This is a genomic window from Noviluteimonas caseinilytica, from assembly GCF_018406605.1.
GTDB classification, from domain to species: Bacteria; Pseudomonadota; Gammaproteobacteria; order Xanthomonadales; family Xanthomonadaceae; genus Noviluteimonas; species Noviluteimonas caseinilytica.
The window spans coordinates 2,859,414-2,882,599 of record NZ_AP024545.1; the positions used below are offsets into that span (position 1 = coordinate 2,859,414).

Consider the following 23,186-nt stretch of genomic DNA (forward strand, 5'->3'; position numbering starts at 1 on the left):
GGATTAGGACACTGTTCGCGCCATCGGGCGTGAAGCCCGCGCCTCCCGGTGTTTCAGCACGATGCGCCGCGCGGCGTTGCGCAACGGCAGCAGCGTCATGCGATAGACGGTGCCCAGCGCGCGCCGCGGGCGCGACACGCGCCAGCCGAAGCCTTGCTTGATCGAGGCCAGGCACGGGTTGCACAAGCCGCACGGCGTGCCGGCGCGCGTGGGGTGGTGGCAGAACCAGGTCATCCCCATCAGGCGCATCCAGCCTTCGCGTTGCGCCTGCGCGACCATCTGTTGTCGCGTGGTGCGCACCAAGGGCAGGCCGAAGGCGCCGAAGAGCAGGGAGGCATCCGGATCGGGCGCGCCGGGCGGAATGTGGAACGAGGCGTAGCCCTGCGGCGTTTCCATCGGCGCGATGTTCGCCTGCAGCATCACGCCCGCGCCGTGCAAGGCGCATTCGCAACTCAGTTCGATGCCGCGCAACCGCTGTTGCCGGCAGTAACGCGAGAGCCACGCGTACTGGTTGCCCATGCCGTACCTGGCCGCCAGGCGCGCGTAGCCGGCGTCCAGTTCGGCGTCGGGTGCGATGTCGGAGACGCGCGAGACCTGCGTCGGTCGCAGCAGCGCATGCGCGCGCGGATACGCATCGAACAACGCGTCGCGGATCGCGTCCATGGTGTCGAACTCGAACTGCGTGGATGCGCGCGTGTCGTCGATCAGGTACACCGGCGCGACCGGCAGGCGGTGTTCGAGCAGCAGCTGCAGCAGGCGGAACGTGGAATCCCAGCCGCCGGTCCAGAACAGGTTGACGGGGGTGTCGCGCGACAAGCGAAGATCTCCCGGATTCAAGCGCTGGAGGTTGGCGCCGGCGGAGTGCAGGGCGTGCGAAGCGCGCAGCGCGCACGCGCATTCATCAGGGCAGCAGCGGCGGTGCGTCGTCGTGGTCGGCCAGTCGCTTCGCGCGTTCGGCCCACGTCGCGGCCGTCTGCGGCTTGATGAACAGCGCGACGACATCGCGATGTTCCCGCTGCACCGCGCGTTCGATGCGGCGCACGCAGGCTTCGATGTCGTCCGTGGTCAGCGTGTCCTCGAATTCCGCGCTCAAGGCCGCCACCACCGAGTCCGGCCCGATCTGGATCGCGAGCACGCCGTTGGCGCACCGCACCGCGGGATCGTCGGCGGCGATGCGCAGCAACGCATCGCTCAGCAATTGCGGTGCGGTCTCGCCGAGCAGCAACGCCTTGGTTTCGCGCGCGAGCAGGAACGAGGCCGCCGCCAGCACCACCGCGATGCCGAGCGAGGCCATCGCATCGAAGCGCGGATCGCCGGTGAGGTGCGAGGCGCCCACGCCGGCGAAGGCGATCAGCAGACCGAGGATCGCTGCGGTGTCTTCGAACAGCACGGTGAACGTGCTGGCGTCCTTGCTGGCGCGGAATGCGTCGAACCAGCCGACGTCGTCACCCTTCGCCTTGTGGAACGCGCGCATCGCCACCCACCACGATGCGCCTTCGAACGCGAGCGATGCGCCGAGCACCAGGTAGTTCACGAGCGGGCGTTCGATGGGCTCGGGATGACGCAGGTGCATGATGCCCTGCGCCGCGGACGCCACCGCGCCGAGCGCGAACACCAGCAGCGCGACGATGAAACTCCAGAAGTAGATCTCGCGGCCGTGGCCGAAGGGATGCGCGGGATCGGCGGGGCGTGCGGCGCGCCGCATCCCGTGCAGCAGCAAGAGTTCGTTGCAGGTGTCCACCAGCGAATGCACGCCTTCGCTGAGCATCGCCGAGCTGCCGGTGATGAACGCCGCGACGAACTTCGTGGCCGCGATGGCGCCGTTGCCGAGCAGGGCGGCGACGACCACCTTCTTTCTTCCTTGGGCGGGCATCCGCCGATCCTCCGGCGCGACGGGTGAAGCGCCCGTGCCGGTGTGCGCTTTCGCTCACCCCTGCTTGAACCGCCCGGGGTTTTCGGGTGCACTGACGCGGGGAAAGGATCGGTTCGACAGGGGATTCCAATGGCAATGCATGAATGGGGCGCGCGGGCACGCATGGCCGCGCTGGTGCTGGCGTGTGCGTGGGCGGGGCAGGCGGGGGCGCAGGCGCCGGACTGGAAGGTGTTCCTCAAGCGCGCATCGATCGAGCAGATCCAGGTCTCGCCCGACGGCACGCGCGTGGCCGTGGCCGAGCGCATCGGCGAAAGCACGCAGATCACGATCCGCAACCTGGCGACGATGGCGGCGGAAGTGCGCTTCGATCCGGGCACGCAGGGCGAAGTGGGCAAGTTGCGCTGGATCGACGACGACCGCGTGCTGCTGTCGGCCAACCGCACCGACAGCAAGTACAAGGTGGCGTTCGTGCGGCCGGCGATGTGGATCGTCTCGCGCGACGGCCGGGACAAGTACCTGTTGCCCTCGAATTTCCTGGCGACCATCGAAGGCGATCCCAACCACCTGCTCGTCCACGAATGCTCGGACTGGAAGGACGGCAAGTGCTTCGACGAAGTGCGCAAGGCCGAGATCGGCCACCTGGCGCGCACCGGCGAGAAAGTGATCGTGGCGCCCGACCGCGAATCGGAGTTGTTCGCCGATCGCCATGGCAACGTGCGCTTCTCGATTTCCGAAGACGACAAGGCGATGACGCGCCTGCAGGTGCACACCCCGGGCCAGGAGGGCTGGACGCTCATCAACGACAGCGAAAAGAGCGGCCTGCACGTGTATCCGCTGGGCATCACTGCCGACGGCGAGCACGCCTACCTGGAAGCCGAGCGTGCCACGGGCGCCTCGGCGATCGAGCGCTACGATTTCGCGACCGGCGCGCGCACGCAGGTGCACCAGGATCCGGAATCCGACGCGACGCGCACCATCTACGCGTTCGACGGGGTGACGCCGATCGGCGCGTATTTCCGCCCGACGCATCCGGTGGCGGTGGTCTGGGATTCGACGCATCCGGATGCGGCGGCGATCAAGCAGATCCTGGCGGCGTTCCCCGGCCGCGTGGTGGCGATCACCAGCGCCACGCGCGATCGCAACAAGGCGATCGTGAAAACCTTCGGCGACCGCGATCCCGGGACGTATTACCTCTTCGACCGCGCGGCGAAGAAGGCGACGCTGATCGCGCGCAGCCGTGCGTGGCTGCCGGAAAACACGCTGCCGCCGAGCCGCGACGTGTCGCTGGTGGCGCGCGACGGCATGCCGCTGCACGGCGTGCTGACGTTGCCGCCGGGCAAGGAACGCAACCTGCCGATGATCGTGCTCGTGCACGGCGGGCCGCATGGTCCGTTCGACGATGCCACCTTCGACCAGGAAAGCGCGTTGATCGCGAGCCAGGGCTACGCGGTGCTGCGCGTGAACTTCCGTGGTTCGGGCGGTTACGGAAAGTCGTTCGAAACCGCCGGCTACAAGCAGTGGGGCCGCGCGATGCAGGACGACGTGACCGATGCGACGAAGTGGGCGATCGCGCAGGGCATCGCGGATGCGGGCCGCGTGTGCGTGTACGGCGCGAGCTACGGCGGGTATTCCGCGCTGATGGGCGCGGTGCGCGAGCCGGCGTTGTATCGCTGCGCGGCGAGCTACGCCGGGCCGCTGGACCTGGCGAAGATGTACAAGTGGGGCGGCATCCGTCGCTCGGACTACGGCATGGAATACCTGGCGCGCGTGCTGGGCAAGGATGAAACGGACCTGGCGGCGCGTTCGCCGGCGAAGCAGGTCGCGTCCATCAAGGTGCCGGTGTTGATCGGGCACGGGCGGCTGGACGGCCGCGTCGACGTGGCGCATTCGCGCGCGATGGTCAAGGCGATGAAGAAGGCCGGCCTGGCGGTGGAGTCGATCGAATATCCCAACGAAGGCCACGGCTTGAACATCGACGCGGACGAAGCGGATTTCTACACGAAGCTGCTGGCGTTCTTCGCGCGCAACACGGCGCCGGCGACGGCGGCCTCGGCGCCGTGATTCGCCGCCGTCGCGCCGGCAGGTCGCCGGCGCGGCGGGGTTCGGTTACTGCACGCGCTGGTTGCGCAGGTCGACCTCGGCGCTGTTGTCCTTGTAGTCCACCTTCGGGTCGATGCCGAGCAGCATCTTGACGCCCGCGAGCAGGTTGGATTCGTTGAGCCAGATTTCGGCGTGGTCGGGATCGAAGCGCAGCAGCACGAGTTTCGGATCGTCCTTGCCTTCGAACCACGCGGCGATGAAGGGATTCCACAGGCGATCGATGACGGCGCGGTCGTTGTCGATCGTCAACGTGCCCTGCACGCTGGCGAACAGGTCGTGGCCCTTCGAGGTGAATGCGGCGATGGCGCGCCCATTCTTGCGGCTGCCGTTGCCTTCGAGGTGATCGGCCACGGCGTTGGGCTTGCCGGTGAAGAACCAGATCGGGCCGCCCGCGTCGCCTTCGATCTGCGCGGTCATCGGGCGCGAATGCCCGTCTTCGACGCCATCCAGGCCGAGCATCAGCGTGCGGTCGGACTTGAGGGCCTTCCAGAACTTCGCGGCGAGTTCGCTCGGATCGTGTTCGTGGTGCATGCGGGTGGCTCCGGATCGATGCGTGGGAGCGCACGAATAACGCATCGACGATCAAGGCCGCGTGCGCGCAGCGGGCAACAGCCGCTTCACGAAGCGAAACATCCGCAGGGCAAAACCTGACGCGCTTCGCAGCGGCTCGCGGCGCGGCGAACGTAGGCTGGGCGCCGGCAAGGAGGTCAGGGAATGACGATCCGCGTGTTCGTGGTCGACGACCACGTGCTGGTGCGCGACGCGCTGTGCAGTTTGCTGGCAGCGCAGGGTGGCTTCGCCGTGGTGGGGCAGGCCGACTCGGGCGAGGACGCATTGCCCGTGCTGCGGCGGCTGCGTCCGGACGTGCTGGTGTGCGACGTGCACCTGCCCGGCATCAGCGGGCTGGAAGTCACCGAGCGCGTGGTGCGCGGCGAATTCGGCACACGCGTGATCGTGCTGTCGGCGTTGCAGGATGGTCCGATTCCACGGCGTGCGATTGCGGCGGGTGCGTCGGCGTATGTCGGCAAGGGGCACGACGCCGAGGAGTTGATGCGCGCCATCCGCGAGACGGCGCGCGGCAAGCGTTACCTGGCCAACGGGATCGCGCAGCAGATCGCGTTGTCGGGGATCGACGGCAATGCGTCGCCATTCGACGCGTTGTCGCCGCGCGAACTGGAAGTGGCGTTGCTGCTGGTGCGCGGGATGCGGCAGGAAGACATCGCGCGGCGCCTGCACCTGAGTGCGAAGACGATCAACACGCACAAGACGCGCTTGTTCGACAAGCTGGGGATCAGCGATTCGATTGCGCTCGCGCGGATGGCGAGCCGGTATGGCATGACCGATCCCGCGCACGCCTGGTAGGCGGGCGCGGGAGGGTGGGACGTTACACCTGCATCACACGTTGCGCGGCGCGTCTTCGTGCGGCGGCTGCGGGTGCGGCGGCGTGGCTTCGGGTTCGAAGGCCTCGGCGACGCGCGCGTGCGTGTCGTCGACCGCGGGTTCGTCGGCGATCGCATCCGCCGCGGCCTGGGCGGGGTCTTCGCTCGGCATGGCATCGAACAGGCCGGGCGAGGGCTGCGACGGCGACGCGGCGCCGAACAACGACGCGACGTCTTCGGCCTGCGCGGGCTGCGGGTCTGCCTGCGAGAACGACGGTGCATACGCGGCGGCATTCGACGGCGTGGCGGCCGGTTCTTCGAATGCGGGCTCCTGGAACGCCGGCGGCTGCGTGGCGGCGATGTCGCGCGACGTCGATGCCGGTTCGATCGGCTCCGGCGAATTCACTTCGTCGATGGCCTGCGCGGGCGTGGCGACGTCGGCGTAGGGCGCGTCGTTCCAGTCGCCCGGTGCGTTCTCGATCGCGCTCGCGAGCGATTCGGTCGCCAGCGTGTGGCGGCTGGTGTCCGTATCGGTGCGCGCGGGTTCGACTTCGATCGGCGCGGACGCGAAGGCGTCCGGCGTGGCGACGGCATCGCGTGCGGGCGCCGCGGCGGGGTCGGCGGGCGAGGCCGGTGCGACGTACGGGGCAGGCGTGGCGACCGGCGCAGGCGTTGCGACCGGAGGCGCGGTCGGCGCGGAGGCGGCGATCGGTGCCGGCGTGGCGATCGGTGCGGGCGTTGCGGCCCGTGCCGACGCGACCGGTGCCGATGCGATCGGTGCGGCCGGCGCTTCGTCGTCGAAATCGAATTCCGGCTGCGCGCGCGTGTTGGCCGCGACGTCGCCGCTTTCGACGTCATCGTGGTCCTGGTCGTGCTCGTGCGCCATGCCATCCTGCGTGGCTTCGCCTTCCGCGCCGCCCTGGCCGCGACGACGACGACGGCCACCGCGACGGCCGCGACGACGGCGTGCGCCGCCTTCGCCGCCTTCGGCGACGTCCGTGGACGGTGCGGCATCGTTGGTGACGACGGAGGTCGCGAGCGTGGCATCGGCGGCCTGGTCGGCGGCGAGCGTGGCCGATGCGAGCGTGGCATCCGTCATCGCGTTGGCGGCGACGACGCCGGGCTGCACGACCTGCGCATTGGCGAGCGCGGGATCGACGACCGGTTCCTGGCGCGGCTGGCGCTGCTTCTGTTCCTGGCGCTGCTGGTCGCGAGGCTGCTGCTCGCGCGCCTGCTGGGCCTGCTGTTCGCGCGGCTGCTGTTCGCCACGCGGCTGCTGCTGGTCGCGCGGCTTCTTCTGATGCTGTTGCTGCGGCTGGGCCTGTTTTTGTTGCTGACCCTGCTGCTGGCCCTGCTGCTGCTTCTGTTGCTGGCCTTCGTTGCGCGGGCCCTTCTGCTGCTGCGGCTGGTCCTTGCGATCGCGGCGCTGCTCGTCGCGACGGCCCTGGCCGTCACGGCCCTGCTGCGGACGACCACGACCGTCGCGGCGACCATCGCGTTCGCGACGACGCTGTTCTTCCGTCGCACGCGGCGCGGGCGCCGGCGTGGCGACCGGCGCGGGCGCACCGAACAGGCGCTTGAAGAACCCGACCACGCCACCGACCGCGGGCGCGGCGACGGGGGCGGCCACCGCCACCGGCATCGGGGCGGGCTTGGGTTCGTCGCGGACTTCGTCGCGCACCGGTGCCGGCTGCGCCGGCTTCACCGCGGTGACCGCGGGCAGGTTCGGGATGTTGAGGTGGGCCTTGGTCAGCGCGTGCGTGGCGAGCTTGCGCGGCGTGCCGCGCTGGTAGCTCGGCTTGCTGGTTTCTTCGCCGAGCTCGTTCTCGCGGATGCGCGTGACTTCGTAATGCGGGGTTTCTAGCTGGTCGTCGGCGACGATGACGATCGGCGAATCGTGGCGCTGCTCGATTTCACCGAGCGCACGGCGCTTTTCGTTGAGCAGGTAGTTGGCGATCTCGGTCGGCGCCTGCACCAGGACCTGCCCGGTGTTTTCCTTCATCGCGTGCTCTTCGGCCACGCGCAGGATGGACAGCGACAGCGATTCGACGCTGCGCATGCGGCCGTGGCCGTCGCAACGCGGGCACACCAGCTGGCTGGATTCGCCCAGGCTCGGACGCAGGCGCTGGCGCGACATCTCCAGCAGGCCGAAGCGCGAGATGCGGCCCAGCTGCACGCGGGCGCGGTCGTACTTGAGCGCGTTCTGCAGCTTGTTCTCGACTTCGCGCTGGTGCTTGTTCGACGACATGTCGATGAAGTCGATCACCACCAGGCCGCCGAGGTCGCGCAGGCGCAGCTGGCGCGCGACTTCTTCCGCGGCTTCCAGGTTGGTGTGGAACGCGGTTTCTTCGATGTCGCCGCCCTTGGTGGCGCGGGCGGAGTTGACGTCCACCGCGGTCAGGGCTTCGGTCTGGTCGATCACCAGGGCGCCGCCGGAGGGCAGGCGCACGGTGCGCTCGTACGCGTTCTCGATCTGCGATTCGATCTGGAAGCGGTTGAAGAGCGGGGTGTCGTCCGTGTAATGCTTGAGCTTGCGCAGGTTGTGCGGCATGACCTGCTGCACGAACTCGCGGGCCTCGGCGTACATCTCGTCGGTATCGACGAGGATCTCGCCGATGTCGGCGCGCATGTAGTCGCGCAGGGCGCGGATGATCAGGCGCGATTCCTGGTAGATCAGGAACGGCGAGGGCTTGCTGAGGGCGGCTTCGGCGATGGCCTTCCACACCTGCAGCAGGTAATCCAGGTCCCACTGCAGTTCTTCCGCGTCGCGGCCCACGCCGGCGGTGCGGATGATCACGCCCATGTCGTCGGGGATCTGCAGCTTGTCCATCGCCTCCTTGAGGGCGGCGCGGTCGTCGCCTTCGATGCGGCGCGAGACGCCGCCGGCGGTCGGCGAGTTGGGCATCAGGACCATGTAGCGGCCCGCCAGCGAGATGAACGTGGTGAGGGCCGCGCCCTTGTTGCCGCGTTCTTCCTTGTCGACCTGGACGACGATCTCCTGGCCTTCGCGCAGGAGTTCCTTCAGCGACGCCTTGTTGGGGTCGACGCCGGCCGCGAAATAGTCGCGGGAGATTTCCTTCAGGGGCAGGAACCCGTGGCGCTCGCCGCCGTATTCGACGAAGGCGGCTTCCAGGGAGGGCTCAAGGCGCGTGATGCGGCCCTTGTAGATGTTGGATTTCTTCTGTTCCTTCGACGGTTGTTCGATGTCGATGTCGTACAGGGTCTGGCCGTCGACGGTGGCGACGCGCAGTTCTTCCGCCTGCGTCGCGTTGATGAGCATTCGCTTCATTGTGCGTTCCTCGCGCGCTGTCGCACGCGGAACGCCGGGGCGTTCGCCTCTGGATACCGCGGCGCCACCCGCGCCCGTGTGGCGCATGGTGTCGCTTCTCGTATTCCAGCGCTTCAACACCACGGCAGGCCGCGGGAGCGCTTGTTGCTGTCCGAAAATTTGCGGGGCCGGCGGCCGCTCGGCAGGAATGCCTTCGCGTCGCACGGGTCGTTGTTCAGCGCCGACGTCTGACGCATCGGGCGATGCGCGGGCCTGCCGACGAGCCGCTAACATGGCCGCCCCGGGGGCGGTGGTCGCGCACTTCGAACGGGGATCGCGGGAGGCGGGCTTTCGGCCCTGCGCGTTGCGGATGCCGGTTGTGGCATCCATTGGCGCAATCTCCCAGCGAAATCAAACCCTTACTTCGCGCGGCGAGTGTAGCAGATCAAGGCGAGCATGGACCCCATCGATCAACCCCCCGGGCGAGCCCCGGCCCAGGCCAGGACCGTCCGGATTGCAGAGGACCGGGACGGCCAGCGGCTGGACAACTTCCTGCTCGGCTATCTCAAGGGCGCGCCGCGTTCGCTGGTCTACAAGCTCGTGAGATCGGGCCAGGTGCGCGTGAACGGCGGGCGCGTGAAGGCCGACCGGCGCCTCGAAGGCGGCGACGAGGTCCGCATCCCGCCGGTGCGCCTGGACGAACCGGCCGAGAAGGGCACGCCCGCCAAGGGCCTGCTCGAGGCGATGGAGGGCAGCATCGTGTTCGAGGACGCGCGCCTGCTGGCCATCAACAAGCCCTCGGGCGTGGCCAGCCATGGCGGCAGCGGGATCAGCTTCGGCGCGATCGAAACCCTGCGCGCCCTGCGGCCCAACCAGTCGCTCGAACTCGTCCATCGCCTCGACCGCGACACCTCCGGCCTGCTGGTCATCGCGAAGAAGCGCTCGGCCCTCACCGAACTGCAGGCGCTGATGCGCGAGGAAGGCGGCATCGCCAAGCGCTACCTCGCGTTGCTGGTCGGCCGCTTGCCCAACGGAACGATGAGCGTCGATGCGCCGCTGCACATCGGCCTGCGCCAGGGCGGCGAACGCCACGTGCAGGTCAATCCTGCGGGCAAGGCCTCGCTGAGCCACTTCAAGGCGCTGGAACGCCGCGGCGGGCATTCGTACTGCGAGGTGCGCATCGAAACAGGGCGCACGCACCAGATCCGCGTGCATGCGCAGCACATCGGCCATCCGGTGGCGGGCGACGACAAGTACGGCGACGAAGCGGTGAACAAGCGACTGCGCGAACAGGTGGGGCTGAAGCGGATGTTCCTGCATGCCTCGACGCTGGAATTCGTGCTCGACGGCGGCAAGGCGCCTTACCTGCTCAACGCGCCGCTGGCGCCGGAACTCATCGACGTGCTCGACAAGCTGGCCTGAGGCGCGCTCAGCCGGAGAGGCGTTCGGTCTTGGCGGCCAGGATGAAGTCGTTCTCGCTCAGGCCGCCCACGTCGTGGGTGGAGAAGCGCACGACGCAGCGGTCGTAATGCACGCCGAGGTCGGGATGGTGGTCTTCGCGGTTGGCGATGAAGGCCAGCGCGTTCACGAACGCCATCGTGCGGTAGTAGTCCTTGAACTTGAATGTCTTGACCAGCGCATGGCCGTCCTCGGCCAGTTCCCAGCCCGGGACCTGCGGCAGCAGTTCGCGCACCCGCGCTTCGGTGAGCTTGTGCTCGCTGCCCTTGCGGGCGATGCAATGGGCGTCGGCGAGGGCGATCAGGTCGGTCATGGCAGGGCTCCCATGCGCAAGCGCATGAACCAGAACATATCGGGCGTGGGCATGGAGTGGACCCGCGGGCAAGGCGGGTCGTCCGGACGCGTCTAGAATAGCCCGCATGATCCAACTCTCCGAATCCGCGCAGGCGCACTTCCGCCGCCTCATCGAACGCGAAGCCCTGCCGGGCCTGGGCGTCCGACTCTCCGCCGTGCATGCCGGCACGCCCCGCGCCGACGTGCGCCTGGAGTTCGCCGAGCCGGCGGACCTCACCGGCGACGAGTGGGCCATCGATTGCGAAGGCTTCACCTTGTGGATCGATCCGGCGAGCGCACCGTTCCTCGATGCTGCAGAGATCGACTACGCGCAGCAGGCCACGGGCGGCCAGCTGCAGATCCGCGCGCCGAGGATCAAGGGCGAGGTGCCGGCCGAGGATGCCTCGCTGGTGGAACGCGTGCGCTGGGTCGTCGAGCAGGAAATCAATCCGCAGCTCGCGCAGCATCGCGGGCACGTGTCGGTGCAGGAAGTCTCGAGCGACGGCGTCGTGCTGCTGCGCTTCGGCGGCGGCTGCCACGGGTGCGGCATGGCCGATGTCACGCTGAAGCAGGGGATCGAAACGACGCTCCTGACGAAGGTGCCGGGCGTGACCGCGGTGCGCGACGCCACCGACCACGCGACCGGCGACGCGCCCTACATCCCGCGCGACGCGGCGTAAGCAGGTCGCGACCCGCGTGTTCAACGCCGCGGATGTCATCGAAGCGCTGGCGCAACGACGCCGGCTGAAATCCATCCGCCCGGAGGCGCCGGGCACCTTGCCGCCGGGCTGGCAGACGTGGCTCGACGGCATGTCGACGAGCCCGCGCGCGATCAAGGGCGCGCCGCCGCAGGACGTGATCGCGGAATTCGCGCAACGCCCGCTGGCGTCGCCGCCGAAACGCATGCCGACGCTCACGCGCTGGCAGGCATTCCGCACGTTGCTGCGCCAGCAATGGAATCCGCCGCATCGCGAGGAACGCGGGCAGCGCCTCTTCGCGGCATTCGTCAGCGGCGCGTTGCACGCGGTGTTCCTCGTGTTGCTGATGATCCTGGCGTGGGTGCGTATTCCGCCGCCGCCGGCAGGCAGCGCGGGCGAGACGGTGGTGCAGGTCGAATTCATCGGCAAGGGCACGCCGGAGGAAACGGGCGGCGGTGCACCGGAAGGCCCCGCGCCCGAACCGTCGCCCGCACCCGCTGCGCCCGCGGCGCAGAGCGCGGCGGAAAAGCCCGCCGAAACCACGCAAACGCCGCCGCCGAGCGAAGCGCAACCCACGACGGAACCGCCGACGGAACCGGCCCCGGTCGCCGCGCAACCGGAAGTGGAACCCACGCCGGTCGAGCCGCAACCTGCAGCACAACCGTTGCAGGTCACCGAAGTCACGGTGCCCGACACCACGTTCGTCCTCGCACCGACGCGTCCGCGCGACGTGCAGTTGCCGGAACCGCAGATCGTCGTGCCCGAATTGAAACAACCCGCACCCGGCGTCGCGCGCGTGGCGGTGCCGCAGCAGCAGGTGTTGCAGGTGGAGCAAGTCGCACCGACACCGGTGCGCGTTGCGCCGACGTTGCGCGCGGAAGAAGAAGCGCGCCTGTCGCAGGCACGCGCCTTGAACGCGCCGACGACCACGCCCGAATTGCAGGTGCCCACCGTGCGCGCTCAGGTGCAGGCGTTGCCGATGCCGTCGCGCGGCACGCAACCGTCCGCGCAATCGGGCACGGCGCCTGCGGCGAGCGCTTCGCCGACGGGGACGTCGACGGCGGCGACGCCCGGTGGCGGTCCGCCGTCGCCCGGCAGCGGCACGCGTCCTGCGGCGCAAACGGGCACCGGCACCACGCCTTCCGCGAAACCTGGCGCATGGCCCACGCCGCAACGCGGCGACGATTTCGGCGTCGGCACGCGCAATCGACCGGGCGCCGCGCCCGGCACGCCCGGCGCGCAAGCAGGCGGCAAGCCGGGCCTGTTCAAGGCCGACGGCACGCCGAACCTTGGCGAAGCGCCATCGCCGCAACGCAATGCGCCGGGCACGCCGGAAGCGCAGGCGATCGATCTCGACAAGGCCGGCCGCTGGCTCAAGCGCCCGCCGTACGACTACACGCCGACCGCGTTCGACAAGTACTGGCGCCCGAGCGAAACGCTGCTGCAGGAATGGGTGCGCAAGGGCATCAAGAAGCTCGAGATCCCGATTCCCGGCACGGGCAAGCGCATCAGCTGCGTCGTGTCGTTGCTCGCGGTGGGCGGCGCGTGCGGGCTCACCGATCCCAACCACAACGAGCAACCTGCCACCGCGCGTCCGCCGCCGGACATTCCGTTCAAGCCGCAGTTGCAGGAAAACAACGGCAGCGTGCGTCCGGCGCCCGCGCCGCCGGCGACGACGGTGCGTCCGCCCGCTGCGGGCTGAAGCGCATCGTCGCCAACGAAAACGGCCCGCTTGCGCGGGCCGTTCGTGTTTCGCGATGCGTGGGCGCGGATTACTCCAGGCCGTGCAGATCCTTCAGGTGGCTCGGGGCGGACTGGAAGTACGCGCCCAGGTCGGCGATCTGCTGGTCCGTGAGCCCCTTCGCCTGGCTGCTCATCAACGCGTGTTCGCGATCGCCCTTGCGATAGGCGAGCAGCGCGTGCGTGAGGTAATCGGCGTACTGGCCGCCGAGCTTCGGGTAGGTGGGATCGATCGGCGCATTGCCTTCGGCGCCGTGGCAATCCACGCACGCCTGGCCCGTTTCCTTGTTCTTCGTCGCGGCGAGCGTCTTGCCGGCGTCGATGTGGCCGGCGGGCAGGCCGGCGGAGGACGAATGCGGGGTTTCGTTCGCTTCGGCGGCTTCGTGGCCGCCTTCGGGCGCTTCGGACTTGGAGCACGCGGCGAGCGAAACGGCGAGCAGCGCGATGGCGGCGGTGGTGCGGAGGGTCGTCATGGCGGGGCTCACTTCACGCTGGACAGGTAGGCGGCGATGTCGGCGATGTCCTGTTCCGAGAAGCTCTCGGCCTGGGCCTGCATCGTCGGGTGCTTGCGCTTGCCCTGGCGGTATTCGTGCAGCGCGTTGGACAGGTACTGCGCGGTCTGTCCGCCGATGCGCGGCACGTGGTAGTTCGGGTATGCGTTCTTGTAGCCGGTGACGCCGTGGCAGCCCTGGCACGTGTACGTGAGCAGGCGACCCTTCGCGGCGTCGCCGGTGGGCGCGGCAGCGGCGGCGGGTGCGGCGGCGGCGGTCGATGCAGCCGCGGGCGCGGCGGTCGTCGAAGCAGCGGCCGGCGCGGCGGCGGTGGTCTGCGACGCGGCAGGGGTCTGCGCGGCGGCGAGGAGCATGGGCACCAGCCACAGGCTGGCAGCGATCGTCAGCGGTCGCATCATCTGGAAGTTGTCCGAAGCGGAATTGTTTTTTCGCGCGCGGCGGACGCGATGCGACACACCGAGCGAGCGGCGAAGTATAGCTTGCACGTGAATGCAGGCGACAATGCCATGGCCGTCGCCGGCGGTCACCCGCGTGCAACCGGTCGCGTGGACGCTGCATCCCTTGCGCGTCCCGTTCGCGATTCGCGCCGATCCACGGATGAGTCCGACGTGGATCAGCAAAGCGCCGTGAAGTCACCATGACCTATGGCGCATGGTGGACCCGGCGGCCAAGTGATTTACTTGCCTACAACACCCAAGGGGTCTGCCCACATGCCTGTCAATACCTTCGTCCACGGCCGCCCGTTGCGCGCCGGTGCCCTCCTGATCGCCTGCGCCCTCGCGCTCGCCGCCTGCAAGAAGGGCGACGGGGACGCCATGGCCAAGGGCAAGGAGGACAAGGGGCCGGAGGCCATTCCGGTCGAAGTGATGGCCGCCGCCAAGCGCCCGATCGCCGCCAGCTACACCGGCACGGCGCCGCTGGAAGCCCGCGGCGAGTCGCAGGTGATCGCCAAGACCTCGGGCGTGGCCCTGCAGGTGCTGGTCGAGGAAGGCCAGCAGGTGCATGCCGGCCAGGTGCTCGTGCGCCTGGATTCCTCGCGCGCCGCGTTGCAGGCCGCGCAGACCGCCGCGCAGATGCGCAAGCTGGAAGCCAACTACGCCCGTTCGGTCACGCTGGCGCAGCAGAAGCTCATCAGCGCCAACGACATCGACACGATCCGCTTCGACCTGGAAAACGCGCGCGCCGCGAACCGCCTGGCCAACCTCGAGCTGTCCTACGCCAACGTCGTCGCGCCGATCTCCGGCGTGATCGCCGAGCGCAAGATCAAGGACGGCAACTTCGTGCAGATCAACACGCCGATCTTCCGCATCGTCGACACCTCGCGCCTGGAAGCCACGCTCAACGTGCCCGAGCGCGAAGTCGCCACGCTGACCAGCGGCCTGAAGGTGGACCTCGCCGTCGACGCGCTGCCGGGCCACAAGTTCGAAGGCACGATCGACCGCATCGCGCCCGTTGTTGATTCGGGCAGCGGCACGTTCCGCGTGATCTGCACCTTCGCCGGCGGCGGCACGCTGCAGCCGGGCATGTTCGGCCGCATCCGCATCGATTACGACCAGCGCACCGACGCCCTCGTCGTGCCGCGCGTGGCGCTGCTCGACGACGAAGGCGATCCGGCGGTGTACGCGGTCAAGGCCGGCAAGGCGGTGCGCGTGCCGGTGAAGCTGGGTTACCTCGACGGCCAGTGGGCCGAAGTGCGCCAGGGCCTGAAGGTGGGCGACCAGGTCGTCACCGCGGGCAAGGTCGCGCTGCGCGAAGGCAGCGCCGTGCAGATCATCGGTGGCGCGGGCCAGCCGCAGAAGAAGCTCGCGGCGGGCGAGGGCGGCAGTGCCGCCGCTTCCACCGCGCGCTGATCCGCGCTGACGCACCGACGAGTTTCCCCCGACAACCGCGCCGCCACCGGAGACGCGCGTGACGCACGCAAACGACAAATCCGCCGCAAGCCATTCCGCTGAAGGCGGTTCCCTCAACGTCGTCGAATTCTCCACGCGTCGCCGCGTCACGGTGATGATGGCGACGCTGACGTTCCTGATCTTCGGCGTCATCGCGCTGATGCACCTGAAGGTCAACCTGCTCCCCGACCTCAGCTATCCCACGCTCACCGTGCGCACCGAATACACCGGTGCGGCGCCGACCGAAATCGAAACGCTGATCTCCGAGCCGGTCGAAGAAGCCGTCGGCGTGGTGAAGGGCGTGCGGAAGCTGAAGTCCGTCTCGCGCACCGGGCAGAGCGATGTCGTGCTCGAGTTCGCGTGGGGCACCGACATGGACAAGGCCTCGCTGGAAGTGCGCGACAAGATGGAGTCGCTCGCGCTGCCGCTGGAAGCCAAGCCGCCGGTGCTGTTGCGCTTCAATCCCTCGACCGCGCCGATCATGCGCCTGGTGCTGGCCAACAAGGGCCAGGATTCGCAGGCCGCGCTGACGGCGTTGCGCCGTTACGCCGACGATGACCTGAAGAAGAAACTCGAGCCCGTCGAAGGCGTGGCCGCGGTGAAAGTGGGCGGCGGCCTGGAAGACGAAGTGCAGGTGGACATCGACCAGCAGAAGCTCGCGCAGCTGAACCTGCCGATCGACACCGTCATCCAGCGCCTGCAGCAGGAGAACATCAACATCTCCGGCGGTCGCCTGGAAGAAGGCTCGCAGCGGTTCCTCGTCCGCACGGTCAACCAGTTCGCGACCGTCGACGAAATCCGCGAAATGCTCGTCACCACGCAATCCGCCGGCGGCGGCAGCGCGCAGAGCGCGGCCGAGGAAATGGCGCGCGTCGCAGCGGCAACGGGCAACGCGGCCGCGATGGCCGCGGCGTCGGGCGTGCAGAGCGCATCGTCCGGTGGGTCCGCGGTGGCCGGCGGTCGTCCGATCCGCCTGAAGGACATCGCCGACGTGCGCCAGGGCTACAAGGAGCGCGAAGCGATCATCCGCCTCGGCGGCCATGAAGCCGTGGAGCTTGCGATCTACAAGGAAGGCGACGCCAACACCGTCTCCACCGCCGATGCCATCGCCACGCAGATCGAGAACATCAGGAAGACGATGCCGGCGGACATCGAACTGACGGTGGTCGACGACCAGTCGCAGTTCATCCGCAAATCGATCCACGAAGTGAAGAAGGACGCCATCATCGGCGGCCTGCTCGCGATCCTGATCATCTTCCTGTTCCTGCGCGATGGCTGGAGCACGTTCGTCGTCGGCCTGTCGCTGCCGGTGTCGATCGTCACCACGTTCTTCTTCATGGACCAGTTCAACCTGAGCCTCAACGTGATGTCGCTCGGCGGCCTCGCATTGGCGACGGGCCTGGTGGTCGACGACTCCATCGTGGTGCTCGAATCCATCGCCAAGGCGCGCGAACGGGGCCTCGGCATCGTCGAGGCGGCCATCGCCGGCACGCGCGAAGTGAGCATGGCGGTCGTGGCGTCCACGCTGACGACGATCGCGGTGTTCCTGCCGCTGGTGTTCGTCGAAGGCATCGCGGGGCAGCTGTTCCGCGACCAGGCGTTGACCGTGGCGCTGGCGATCGCGATCTCGCTCGTCGTGTCGATGACGCTGATCCCGATGCTGTCCTCGCTCAAGGGCCGCGCGCCGCTGGCGTTCAAGGAAGAAGCGCCGCATCCGCGCTGGGAGCCCACGTCGAAGTGGCAGCGTCCCATCGCGTTCGTCGGCCATCTGTTCGGCCTGCTGTTCCGCCTGCTGTCGTTCGCGTTCTTCTGGATCTTCGTGCGCGGCTGGCGCTTGCTGGTGGCCATCGTCGGTCCGGTGATGCGCGCCTTCAGCCGCGTCGCGATGGGGATCTACGATCGCCTCGAAGCGCTCTACCTGCGCACGCTGCCCGAAGCGCTGCTGCATCCGCGCAAGGTGCTCGCGGTCGCGGTGCTCGCGTTCCTGGCCACCGCCGCGGTCGTTCCGCTGCTCGGCTTCGACCTGATCCCGCAGCTGGCGCAGGATCGTTTCGAAATGACCGTGAAGCTGCCGCCCGGAACGCCGCTGCGCGACACCGACCAGGTGGTGCAGGAAATCCAGCGCGAACGCGGCAAGGACGATGGTCTCACCGCGCTGTACGGCGTGAGCGGCACCGGCACGCGCCTGGATGCCAGCCCCACCGAGAGCGGCGAGAACATCGCCAAGCTCACCGCGGTGATGAAGGACGGCGGCAGCGAGAAGCTCGAAGCGCAGCTCACCGAAAAACTGCGCGGCAGCATGCAGGGCCGCACGGATGCGCAGCTCGACTTCAGCCGCCCGGAACTCTTCAGCCTGTCCACGCCGCTGGAAATCGAACTGCAGGGCGCCGACCTGCCGCAGATCGAAGCCGCCGGCCGCAAGCTCGCCGCGATGCTGCGCGCCAACGACCACTACGCCGACGTGAAGTCGACGGTGGAGCAGGGCTTCCCCGAGATCCAGATCCACTTCGACCAGGACCGCGCCGCGGCGCTCGGCCTGACCACGCGCCAGATCGCCGACATCGTGGTGAAGAAGGTGCGCGGCGAAGTCGCCACGCGCTATTCGTTCCGCGATCGCAAGATCGACGTGCTGGTGCGCGCGCGTGCATCGGACCGTGCTTCGGTGGAAGACATCCGCAACCTCATCGTCAACCCGAACAGCGCCACGCCCGTGCGCCTGTCGTCGGTCGCCGATGTCGTGGCGGGCGTGGGCCCCAGCGAAATCCACCGCGCCGACCAGGTGCGCGTGGCGATCGTCTCGGCCAACCTGCGCGACATCGACCTCGGCGCCGCGGTGCAGGAAGTGCGCCAGCTGGTGCGCGACCACCCGCTCGGCGCGGACGTGGGCATGCACATCGGCGGGCAGGGCGAAGAACTCGCAAGCTCCGTGAAGTCGCTGCTGTTCGCCTTCGGCCTGGCGGTGTTCCTCGTCTACCTCGTGATGGCCTCGCAGTTCGAATCGCTGCTGCATCCCTTCGTCATCCTGTTCACCATCCCGCTCGCGCTGGTGGGTGCGGTGCTCGCGCTGCTGGTCACGCGTTCGGCGGTGTCGGTGGTGGTGTTCATCGGCCTGATCCTGCTGGTGGGCCTGGTGGTGAAGAACGCGATCATCCTGATCGACAAGGTCAACCAGTTGCGCGAAGAGGGCGTGCCGAAGCGCGAGGCCCTGGTGGCCGGTGCGCGTTCGCGCCTGCGCCCGATCGCGATGACCACGCTGTGCACGCTGTTCGGCTTCCTGCCGCTGGCGCTCGCCTTCGGTGAAGGTTCGGAAGTGCGCTCGCCGATGGCGATCACCGTGATCGGCGGCCTGCTGGTGTCGACGCTGCTGACGCTGGTGGTGATCCCGGTCGTGTACGACCTGCTGGATCGTCGCTCGGACGAGTACTACGCCGAGAAGCTGCGCCGCCAGGCCGCCGATGCGAAGGCGGCCAAGACGCTGATCGAGCACGACCAGGATCCGCTCAACGGGAACGGGATGACCCCGGAGGCCGGCACGTGAGCATCGCCGAGCTCAGCATCAAGCGGCCCGTCACCACGATCATGCTGTTCGTGTCGATGGTGGTGGTGGGCCTGATCGCGGCCGTGCGGCTGCCGCTGGAAGCGATGCCCGATGTCTCGGCGCCGTTCCTGTTCGTGCAGCTGCCGTACGCGGGCTCCACGCCGGAGGAAGTGGAGCGCACGATCCTGCGCCCCGTGGAAGAAACGCTTTCGACGATGACCGACGTCAAGAGCATGCAGGGCAACGCGACGTCCGAGCAGGGCAGCGTGTTCCTGATGTTCTCCGACTGGGATCGCGACATCGAGATCGCCGCGGCCGAAGCCCGCGAACGCATCGATGCGATCCGCGCCGACCTCCCCGACGACCTGCAGCGCTACTTCGTGTGGAAGTGGTCGACGAGCGACGAGCCGGCGATCGAACTGCGCCTGACCAGCAAGTCGCTCGACCTCACGAAGGAATACGACCGCATCGACCGCGTGTACAAGCGCCGGCTCGAACGCATTCCCGGCGTGGCGAAGGTGGAACTGGAAGGCGCGCCGCAGAACGAAGTCGAGATCGCGATCGACCAGGACCGCCTCAACGCGCACGGCCTGGCGCTTAACGACCTCGACACGCGCCTGCGCGCGGTCAACTTCTCCGTCTCGGCGGGCCAGATCGACAACGGCACGCAGCGCCTGCGCGTGCAGCCGATCGGCGAACTCACCGACCTGCAACAGTTGCGCGACCTCGTGCTGGCGAAGGGCGTGCGCCTGTCCGACGTGGCCGACGTGCGCCTGAAGCCCGAGAAGATGCCGTACGGCCGTCGCCTCGACGGGCGCCCGGCGGTGGGCATCGACGTCTACAAGGAGCGCGACGCGAACCTCGTCGACGTCTCGCGCGGGGTCAAGGCGGAACTGGCGGAGATCGCGAAGGACGGCGGCGTGCCCGACGTCGACCTGCTGGTCCAGTGGGATGCGGGCGAAAGCGTCGTCGGTTCGTTGTTGAGCCTGGCCGAAGCTGGCGCGATCGGCCTGCTGCTGTCGATCGCGGTGCTGTACTTCTTCCTGCGCCACTGGCCGTCGACGATGATGGTGACGCTGGCGATCCCGATCTGCTTCATCATGACGCTGGGCTTCATGTACTTCGTCGGCATCACGCTCAACGTGCTGACGATGATGGGCCTGCTGCTGGCGATCGGCATGCTGGTGGACAACGCGGTCGTGGTGGTGGAAAGCATCTACCAGGAACGCGAACGCCTGGGCGGCGATCCCAAGCTCGCCTCGATCATCGGCACGCGCCACGTCGCCATCGCGCTGTCGGCCGGCACCTTGTGCCACTGCATCGTGTTCGTGCCGAACCTGTTCGGCGAAAAGAACATGATCAGCATCTACATGGGCCAGATCGCGATCACGATCTGCGTCTCGCTGCTGGCCTCGTGGCTGGTGGCCGTGAGCCTGATCCCGATGCTGTCGGCGCGCATGAAGACGCCGCCGGCCGTGCGCAACGAGAAGGGCCTGATCTCGCGCCTGCAGCGCCGCTATGCCCGCATGCTGCGCTGGACGCTCGAGCATCGCGGCTGGAGCGTGCTGGGCATCCTGCTGATCGTGGTGATGAGCCTCGGCCCGATGGTCTGGACCAAGACGAACATGTTCGGCGGCGACGACATCGGCGAGATCGACATCTACTACCAGTGGAAGGGCGCCTACACGAAGGAGCAGATGTCGGACGAGATCCTGAAGGTCGAGAAGTTCCTCGACGCGCATCGCCAGGATTACCACATCGAACAGGTGTTCTCGCGCTATCGCGAACAGGGCTGGGCGGGCACCAACATCAAGCTGTCCACCAAGGACGCGAAGGAAATCACGCGCGTCACCGAAGCGCTGCGCAAGGACCTGCCGAAGTCGGCGCGCGCCAACCTCGGCATCGGCGACCAGGGCGGCCCGGGCGGCGACAAGCAGGGCAAGGAAATCCAGGTGATGCTGGTCGGCGATTCCACGCAGACCCTGAACGACATCGCCGAGGAAGTCGTGCCGCTGCTCGCGCGCAACAAGCAGTTGCGCGACGTGCGCGTGGACAACGGCGACCGCAACAGCGAGCTCACCGTAACGGTGGACCGCGATCGCGCGGCGGCGTTCGGCTTCAGCGCGAACGACGTGGCGACCTTCGTGGGCCTGGCCTTGCGTGGCGCGCCGCTGCGCGAGTTCCGTCGCGGCGACACCGAAGTGCCGGTGTGGGTGCGCTTCGCCGGCGCCGACAACTACGGCACCGAGGACCTCGCCAGCTTCACCGTGCGCACCGCCGACGGCCGCAGCGTCCCGCTGCTGTCGATGGTGAACGTGCAGGTGCGCGCGGCCGCGTCCACCATCGAGCGCACCAACCGCCAGACCACGCTCACGATCACCGCGGGCCTGCCCGACAAGGTGACGCAGCCGGATGCGCGCAAGGCGATCGAGACCACGCTGAAGACGGTGAACTTCCCGGCCGGCTACAACTTCTCGTTCGACCGCCCGGAGTTCATGAGCGACGACGCCGCGGTGAAGCAGATGATGTTCAACCTCGGCATCGCGCTGGTGATGATCTACATCGTGATGGCCGCGGTGTTCGAGTCGCTGCTGTTCCCCTCGGCGATCATGAGCGGCGTGCTGTTCTCGATCTTCGGCGTGTTCTGGCTGTTCTGGCTCACCGGCACCCAGTTCAACATCATGGCCTTCATCGGCATCCTGGTACTGATGGGCGTGGTGGTGAACAACGGCATCGTGATGGTCGAGCACATCAACAACCTGCGCAGGCGAGGGCTCTCACGCACGGACGCATTGGTGGAAGGCAGCAAGGAACGCCTGCGCCCGATCCTGATGACGATGGGCACGGCGATCCTGGCGATGGTGCCGATCGCGGTGGGCAACACGCAGATGGCGGGCGATGGCCCGGCGTACTACCCGATGGCGCGCGCGATCGCCGGTGGCCTCGCGTTCTCCACGGTGGTCAGCCTGATGTTCCTGCCCACCATCTACGCGATGCTCGACGACCTGCGGCACGGCACCGTGCGCATGATCCAGCGCGCACGTGGCGACAAGGGCGGGGTGCCGGCGGCATCGGTCACCGCCATCCACGTCGACTGATCAGGCGAGCAGTTTCGCCAGCAGCTTGGCACCGCCCATCCACACACCGATGGCGGTGCCCAGGCTGGTGAGGAAGAAGTTGAGCAGCACGCGTGCCACGCGGTTGCGATACCACCCGCGCACGCTGCCGACGTCGTCGCGCAGCGCCATGAAGTCGGCGTAGGTGGGCTTGCGCACCCACGCCTCGACGATCGCGCTGATCGTGCCGGACGCCAAGGCGGGATGCAGCGGCGTCACCGGCGAGGCGATGAACGCGGCGAGGATGCTGAGCGGATGGCCGCCGGCCGCCGCACAACCGATCGCACCGAGCGTGCCGGTCATCAGCACCCAATAGAGCATCAGTTCCGCGCCGACTTCGAAGCCGCCGCGGTAGAAGCCCCACGCGAACCCGCCGAGCACGAACACCGACAGGAACACGGTGAACCACGGGAAGCTGGACTTCTCCTTCACCGATTCCAGTTCGTGGCGGATCGATTGCGGTGCCACCTGGTCGTCGCGCAGGTGGCGCGCCAGGCCTTGCAGGTGTCCGGCGCCGACCACCGCCAGCACGTTGCGCGCGCCGGAGGCGGCGGTCGCGCTTTCGCGCAGGCGCGCGGCCATGTAGCGGTCGCGTTCGGCGATCACGGTGTCGTACAGCGCGGGGCTGTCCTTCGCGAATTCACCGAAGCTCGATTCGAGCATGTCGCCTTGCTTGAGCTTTTCGATCTCGTCGTGGCCGACTTCCTCGTCGCCGAACAGCGAGGTGATCAGGCCACCGAAGATCTTCGCGCGGCCCCACCAGCCCAGGCGCTGCGAGGCGCGCTTGAAGGTCAGGCCGACGTCGCGGTCGATGAGGTGCACGGTGAGGTCGCGCGCCTTCGCATCGTTCACCGCGGCCTTGAGTTCGGCGCCCGGTTCGATGCCGAGTTGTTCGGCGAGGCGCCGCTGGTACGCAGCGAGGCCGAGGTTGGCGGCGAACAGCGCGGTCTTGCCTTCGCGCAGCACCTTCACCAGGTCGAGCTTCGCGAGCGCTTCGGGATCGGACAACGCGGCGAGGCGCTGCGGATCCAGTTCCACCGCGATCGTGTCGTACGTGCCGCCGGCGATCGCCGCGTGCACGGCGTCGACGCTCGCCTTCGAGACATGCGCGGTGCCGAGGAGGGCGTAGCGGACGCCGTCGCGTTCGACGATGGCGTGCGGCTGGTCGGCGAGGGAAGGATCAGCGGGCGAAACGATCGGGTCGGTCATCGGGACTGCGTCTGGGGAAGGCGACCGCCGGGGCACCGGCGGCCGCGCAGCATAGACGTTCGCCCGCGCCGGG

General features: G+C 68.4%; 16 protein-coding genes. 8 read left to right on the top strand and 8 right to left on the bottom strand.

The features are described 5' to 3' along the window. Positions 1-3: 3 nt before the first annotated feature. Together LYSCAS_RS14015 and LYSCAS_RS14020 are read right to left on the bottom strand one after the other, a co-directional pair. Complete coding sequence (locus tag LYSCAS_RS14015; protein ID WP_213434670.1) at positions 4-816, bottom strand: hypothetical protein; 813 nt, start codon at positions 814-816, stop codon at positions 4-6. Between the two features lie 85 nt (positions 817-901). Further along, positions 902-1,873: a cation diffusion facilitator family transporter gene (locus LYSCAS_RS14020; RefSeq protein WP_213434671.1), complete on the bottom strand. Its 972-nt coding sequence runs from the start codon at positions 1,871-1,873 to the stop codon at positions 902-904. 129 nt (positions 1,874-2,002) lie between these two features. Between LYSCAS_RS14020 and LYSCAS_RS14025 the strand changes: the two genes are divergently transcribed. After that, positions 2,003-3,934, top strand: a complete 1,932-nt coding sequence (locus LYSCAS_RS14025) for an alpha/beta hydrolase family protein (protein ID WP_213434672.1) — start codon at positions 2,003-2,005, stop codon at positions 3,932-3,934. Between the two features lie 45 nt (positions 3,935-3,979). On the opposite strand, the gene LYSCAS_RS14030 is transcribed toward LYSCAS_RS14025, so the two are convergent. Further along, a complete protein-coding gene (locus LYSCAS_RS14030; RefSeq protein ID WP_213434673.1) occupies positions 3,980-4,504 on the bottom strand; it encodes a pyridoxamine 5'-phosphate oxidase family protein in 525 nt (174 codons plus the stop codon). Between the two features lie 183 nt (positions 4,505-4,687). Here LYSCAS_RS14030 and LYSCAS_RS14035 point away from each other — a divergent pair, with 183 nt between their 5' ends. After that, a complete protein-coding gene (locus LYSCAS_RS14035) occupies positions 4,688-5,335 on the top strand; it encodes a response regulator (RefSeq protein ID WP_213434674.1) in 648 nt (215 codons plus the stop codon). A gap of 33 nt (positions 5,336-5,368) precedes the next feature. Here the strand turns inward: LYSCAS_RS14035 and rne are convergent, their stop codons facing one another. Then, positions 5,369-8,641 (bottom strand): ribonuclease E, encoded by a 3,273-nt coding sequence (rne, locus tag LYSCAS_RS14040; protein WP_213434675.1) that lies wholly within the window; start codon positions 8,639-8,641, stop codon positions 5,369-5,371. Between the two features lie 435 nt (positions 8,642-9,076). Here rne and LYSCAS_RS14045 point away from each other — a divergent pair, with 435 nt between their 5' ends. Further along, the gene (locus LYSCAS_RS14045; protein WP_213434676.1) at positions 9,077-10,042 is read left to right on the top strand and encodes an RluA family pseudouridine synthase; all 966 of its coding nucleotides are present in this window, start codon (positions 9,077-9,079) and stop codon (positions 10,040-10,042) included. Between the two features lie 7 nt (positions 10,043-10,049). Here LYSCAS_RS14045 and LYSCAS_RS14050 read toward each other — a convergent pair whose 3' ends face one another. Further along, a complete protein-coding gene (locus LYSCAS_RS14050; protein ID WP_213434677.1) occupies positions 10,050-10,391 on the bottom strand; it encodes a 4a-hydroxytetrahydrobiopterin dehydratase in 342 nt (113 codons plus the stop codon). Between the two features lie 106 nt (positions 10,392-10,497). Here LYSCAS_RS14050 and LYSCAS_RS14055 point away from each other — a divergent pair, with 106 nt between their 5' ends. Together LYSCAS_RS14055 and LYSCAS_RS14060 are read left to right on the top strand one after the other, a co-directional pair. Then, a complete protein-coding gene (locus LYSCAS_RS14055; RefSeq protein ID WP_213434678.1) occupies positions 10,498-11,091 on the top strand; it encodes a NifU family protein in 594 nt (197 codons plus the stop codon). A 16-nt stretch (positions 11,092-11,107) separates the two neighbouring features. Then, a complete protein-coding gene (locus tag LYSCAS_RS14060; RefSeq protein ID WP_213434679.1) occupies positions 11,108-12,811 on the top strand; it encodes a hypothetical protein in 1,704 nt (567 codons plus the stop codon). A 70-nt stretch (positions 12,812-12,881) separates the two neighbouring features. Here LYSCAS_RS14060 and LYSCAS_RS14065 read toward each other — a convergent pair whose 3' ends face one another. Then, positions 12,882-13,322, bottom strand: coding sequence for a c-type cytochrome (locus LYSCAS_RS14065; protein ID WP_213434680.1), 441 nt, complete (start codon positions 13,320-13,322; stop codon positions 12,882-12,884). An 8-nt stretch (positions 13,323-13,330) separates the two neighbouring features. Further along, entirely contained in the window at positions 13,331-13,756 is a 426-nt protein-coding gene (locus LYSCAS_RS14070) for a c-type cytochrome (RefSeq protein WP_213437840.1), read from the bottom strand. 315 nt (positions 13,757-14,071) lie between these two features. On the opposite strand from LYSCAS_RS14070, the gene LYSCAS_RS14075 reads away from it, so the two are divergent. Genes LYSCAS_RS14075 through LYSCAS_RS14085 form a run of 3 tightly spaced genes read left to right on the top strand, consistent with a single transcriptional unit; the run spans position 14,072 to position 21,886 of the window. Then, entirely contained in the window at positions 14,072-15,211 is a 1,140-nt protein-coding gene (locus tag LYSCAS_RS14075; protein WP_213434681.1) for an efflux RND transporter periplasmic adaptor subunit, read from the top strand. 58 nt (positions 15,212-15,269) lie between these two features. Next, positions 15,270-18,788 (top strand): efflux RND transporter permease subunit, encoded by a 3,519-nt coding sequence (locus LYSCAS_RS14080; RefSeq protein WP_244858552.1) that lies wholly within the window; start codon positions 15,270-15,272, stop codon positions 18,786-18,788. After that, positions 18,785-21,886 (top strand): efflux RND transporter permease subunit, encoded by a 3,102-nt coding sequence (locus LYSCAS_RS14085; RefSeq protein WP_213434682.1) that lies wholly within the window; start codon positions 18,785-18,787, stop codon positions 21,884-21,886. The genes LYSCAS_RS14080 and LYSCAS_RS14085 overlap by 4 nt, the downstream gene beginning before the upstream one ends. Here LYSCAS_RS14085 and LYSCAS_RS14090 read toward each other — a convergent pair whose 3' ends face one another. After that, positions 21,887-23,113 carry a TraB/GumN family protein gene (locus tag LYSCAS_RS14090; RefSeq protein ID WP_213434683.1) on the bottom strand — a complete coding sequence of 409 codons (1,227 nt, stop codon included), beginning with the start codon at positions 23,111-23,113 and terminating at the stop codon, positions 21,887-21,889. Positions 23,114-23,186 lie beyond the last annotated feature (73 nt).

What these genes read in the sequence shown, in the direction of transcription:
- rne (WP_213434675.1), bottom strand. Translation starts at nt 8,641, where the DNA reads ATGAAGCGAATGCTCATCAACGCGACGCAGGCGGAAGAACTGCGCGTC.
- LYSCAS_RS14075 (WP_213434681.1), top strand. Translation starts at nt 14,072, where the DNA reads ATGCCTGTCAATACCTTCGTCCACGGCCGCCCGTTGCGCGCCGGTGCC.
- LYSCAS_RS14065 (WP_213434680.1), bottom strand. Translation starts at nt 13,322, where the DNA reads ATGACGACCCTCCGCACCACCGCCGCCATCGCGCTGCTCGCCGTTTCG.
- LYSCAS_RS14045 (WP_213434676.1), top strand. Translation starts at nt 9,077, where the DNA reads ATGGACCCCATCGATCAACCCCCCGGGCGAGCCCCGGCCCAGGCCAGG.
- LYSCAS_RS14035 (WP_213434674.1), top strand. Translation starts at nt 4,688, where the DNA reads ATGACGATCCGCGTGTTCGTGGTCGACGACCACGTGCTGGTGCGCGAC.
- LYSCAS_RS14030 (WP_213434673.1), bottom strand. Translation starts at nt 4,504, where the DNA reads ATGCACCACGAACACGATCCGAGCGAACTCGCCGCGAAGTTCTGGAAG.
- LYSCAS_RS14050 (WP_213434677.1), bottom strand. Translation starts at nt 10,391, where the DNA reads ATGACCGACCTGATCGCCCTCGCCGACGCCCATTGCATCGCCCGCAAG.
- LYSCAS_RS14070 (WP_213437840.1), bottom strand. Translation starts at nt 13,756, where the DNA reads ATGCGACCGCTGACGATCGCTGCCAGCCTGTGGCTGGTGCCCATGCTC.
- LYSCAS_RS14020 (WP_213434671.1), bottom strand. Translation starts at nt 1,873, where the DNA reads ATGCCCGCCCAAGGAAGAAAGAAGGTGGTCGTCGCCGCCCTGCTCGGC.
- LYSCAS_RS14055 (WP_213434678.1), top strand. Translation starts at nt 10,498, where the DNA reads ATGATCCAACTCTCCGAATCCGCGCAGGCGCACTTCCGCCGCCTCATC.
- LYSCAS_RS14025 (WP_213434672.1), top strand. Translation starts at nt 2,003, where the DNA reads ATGGCAATGCATGAATGGGGCGCGCGGGCACGCATGGCCGCGCTGGTG.
- LYSCAS_RS14090 (WP_213434683.1), bottom strand. Translation starts at nt 23,113, where the DNA reads ATGACCGACCCGATCGTTTCGCCCGCTGATCCTTCCCTCGCCGACCAG.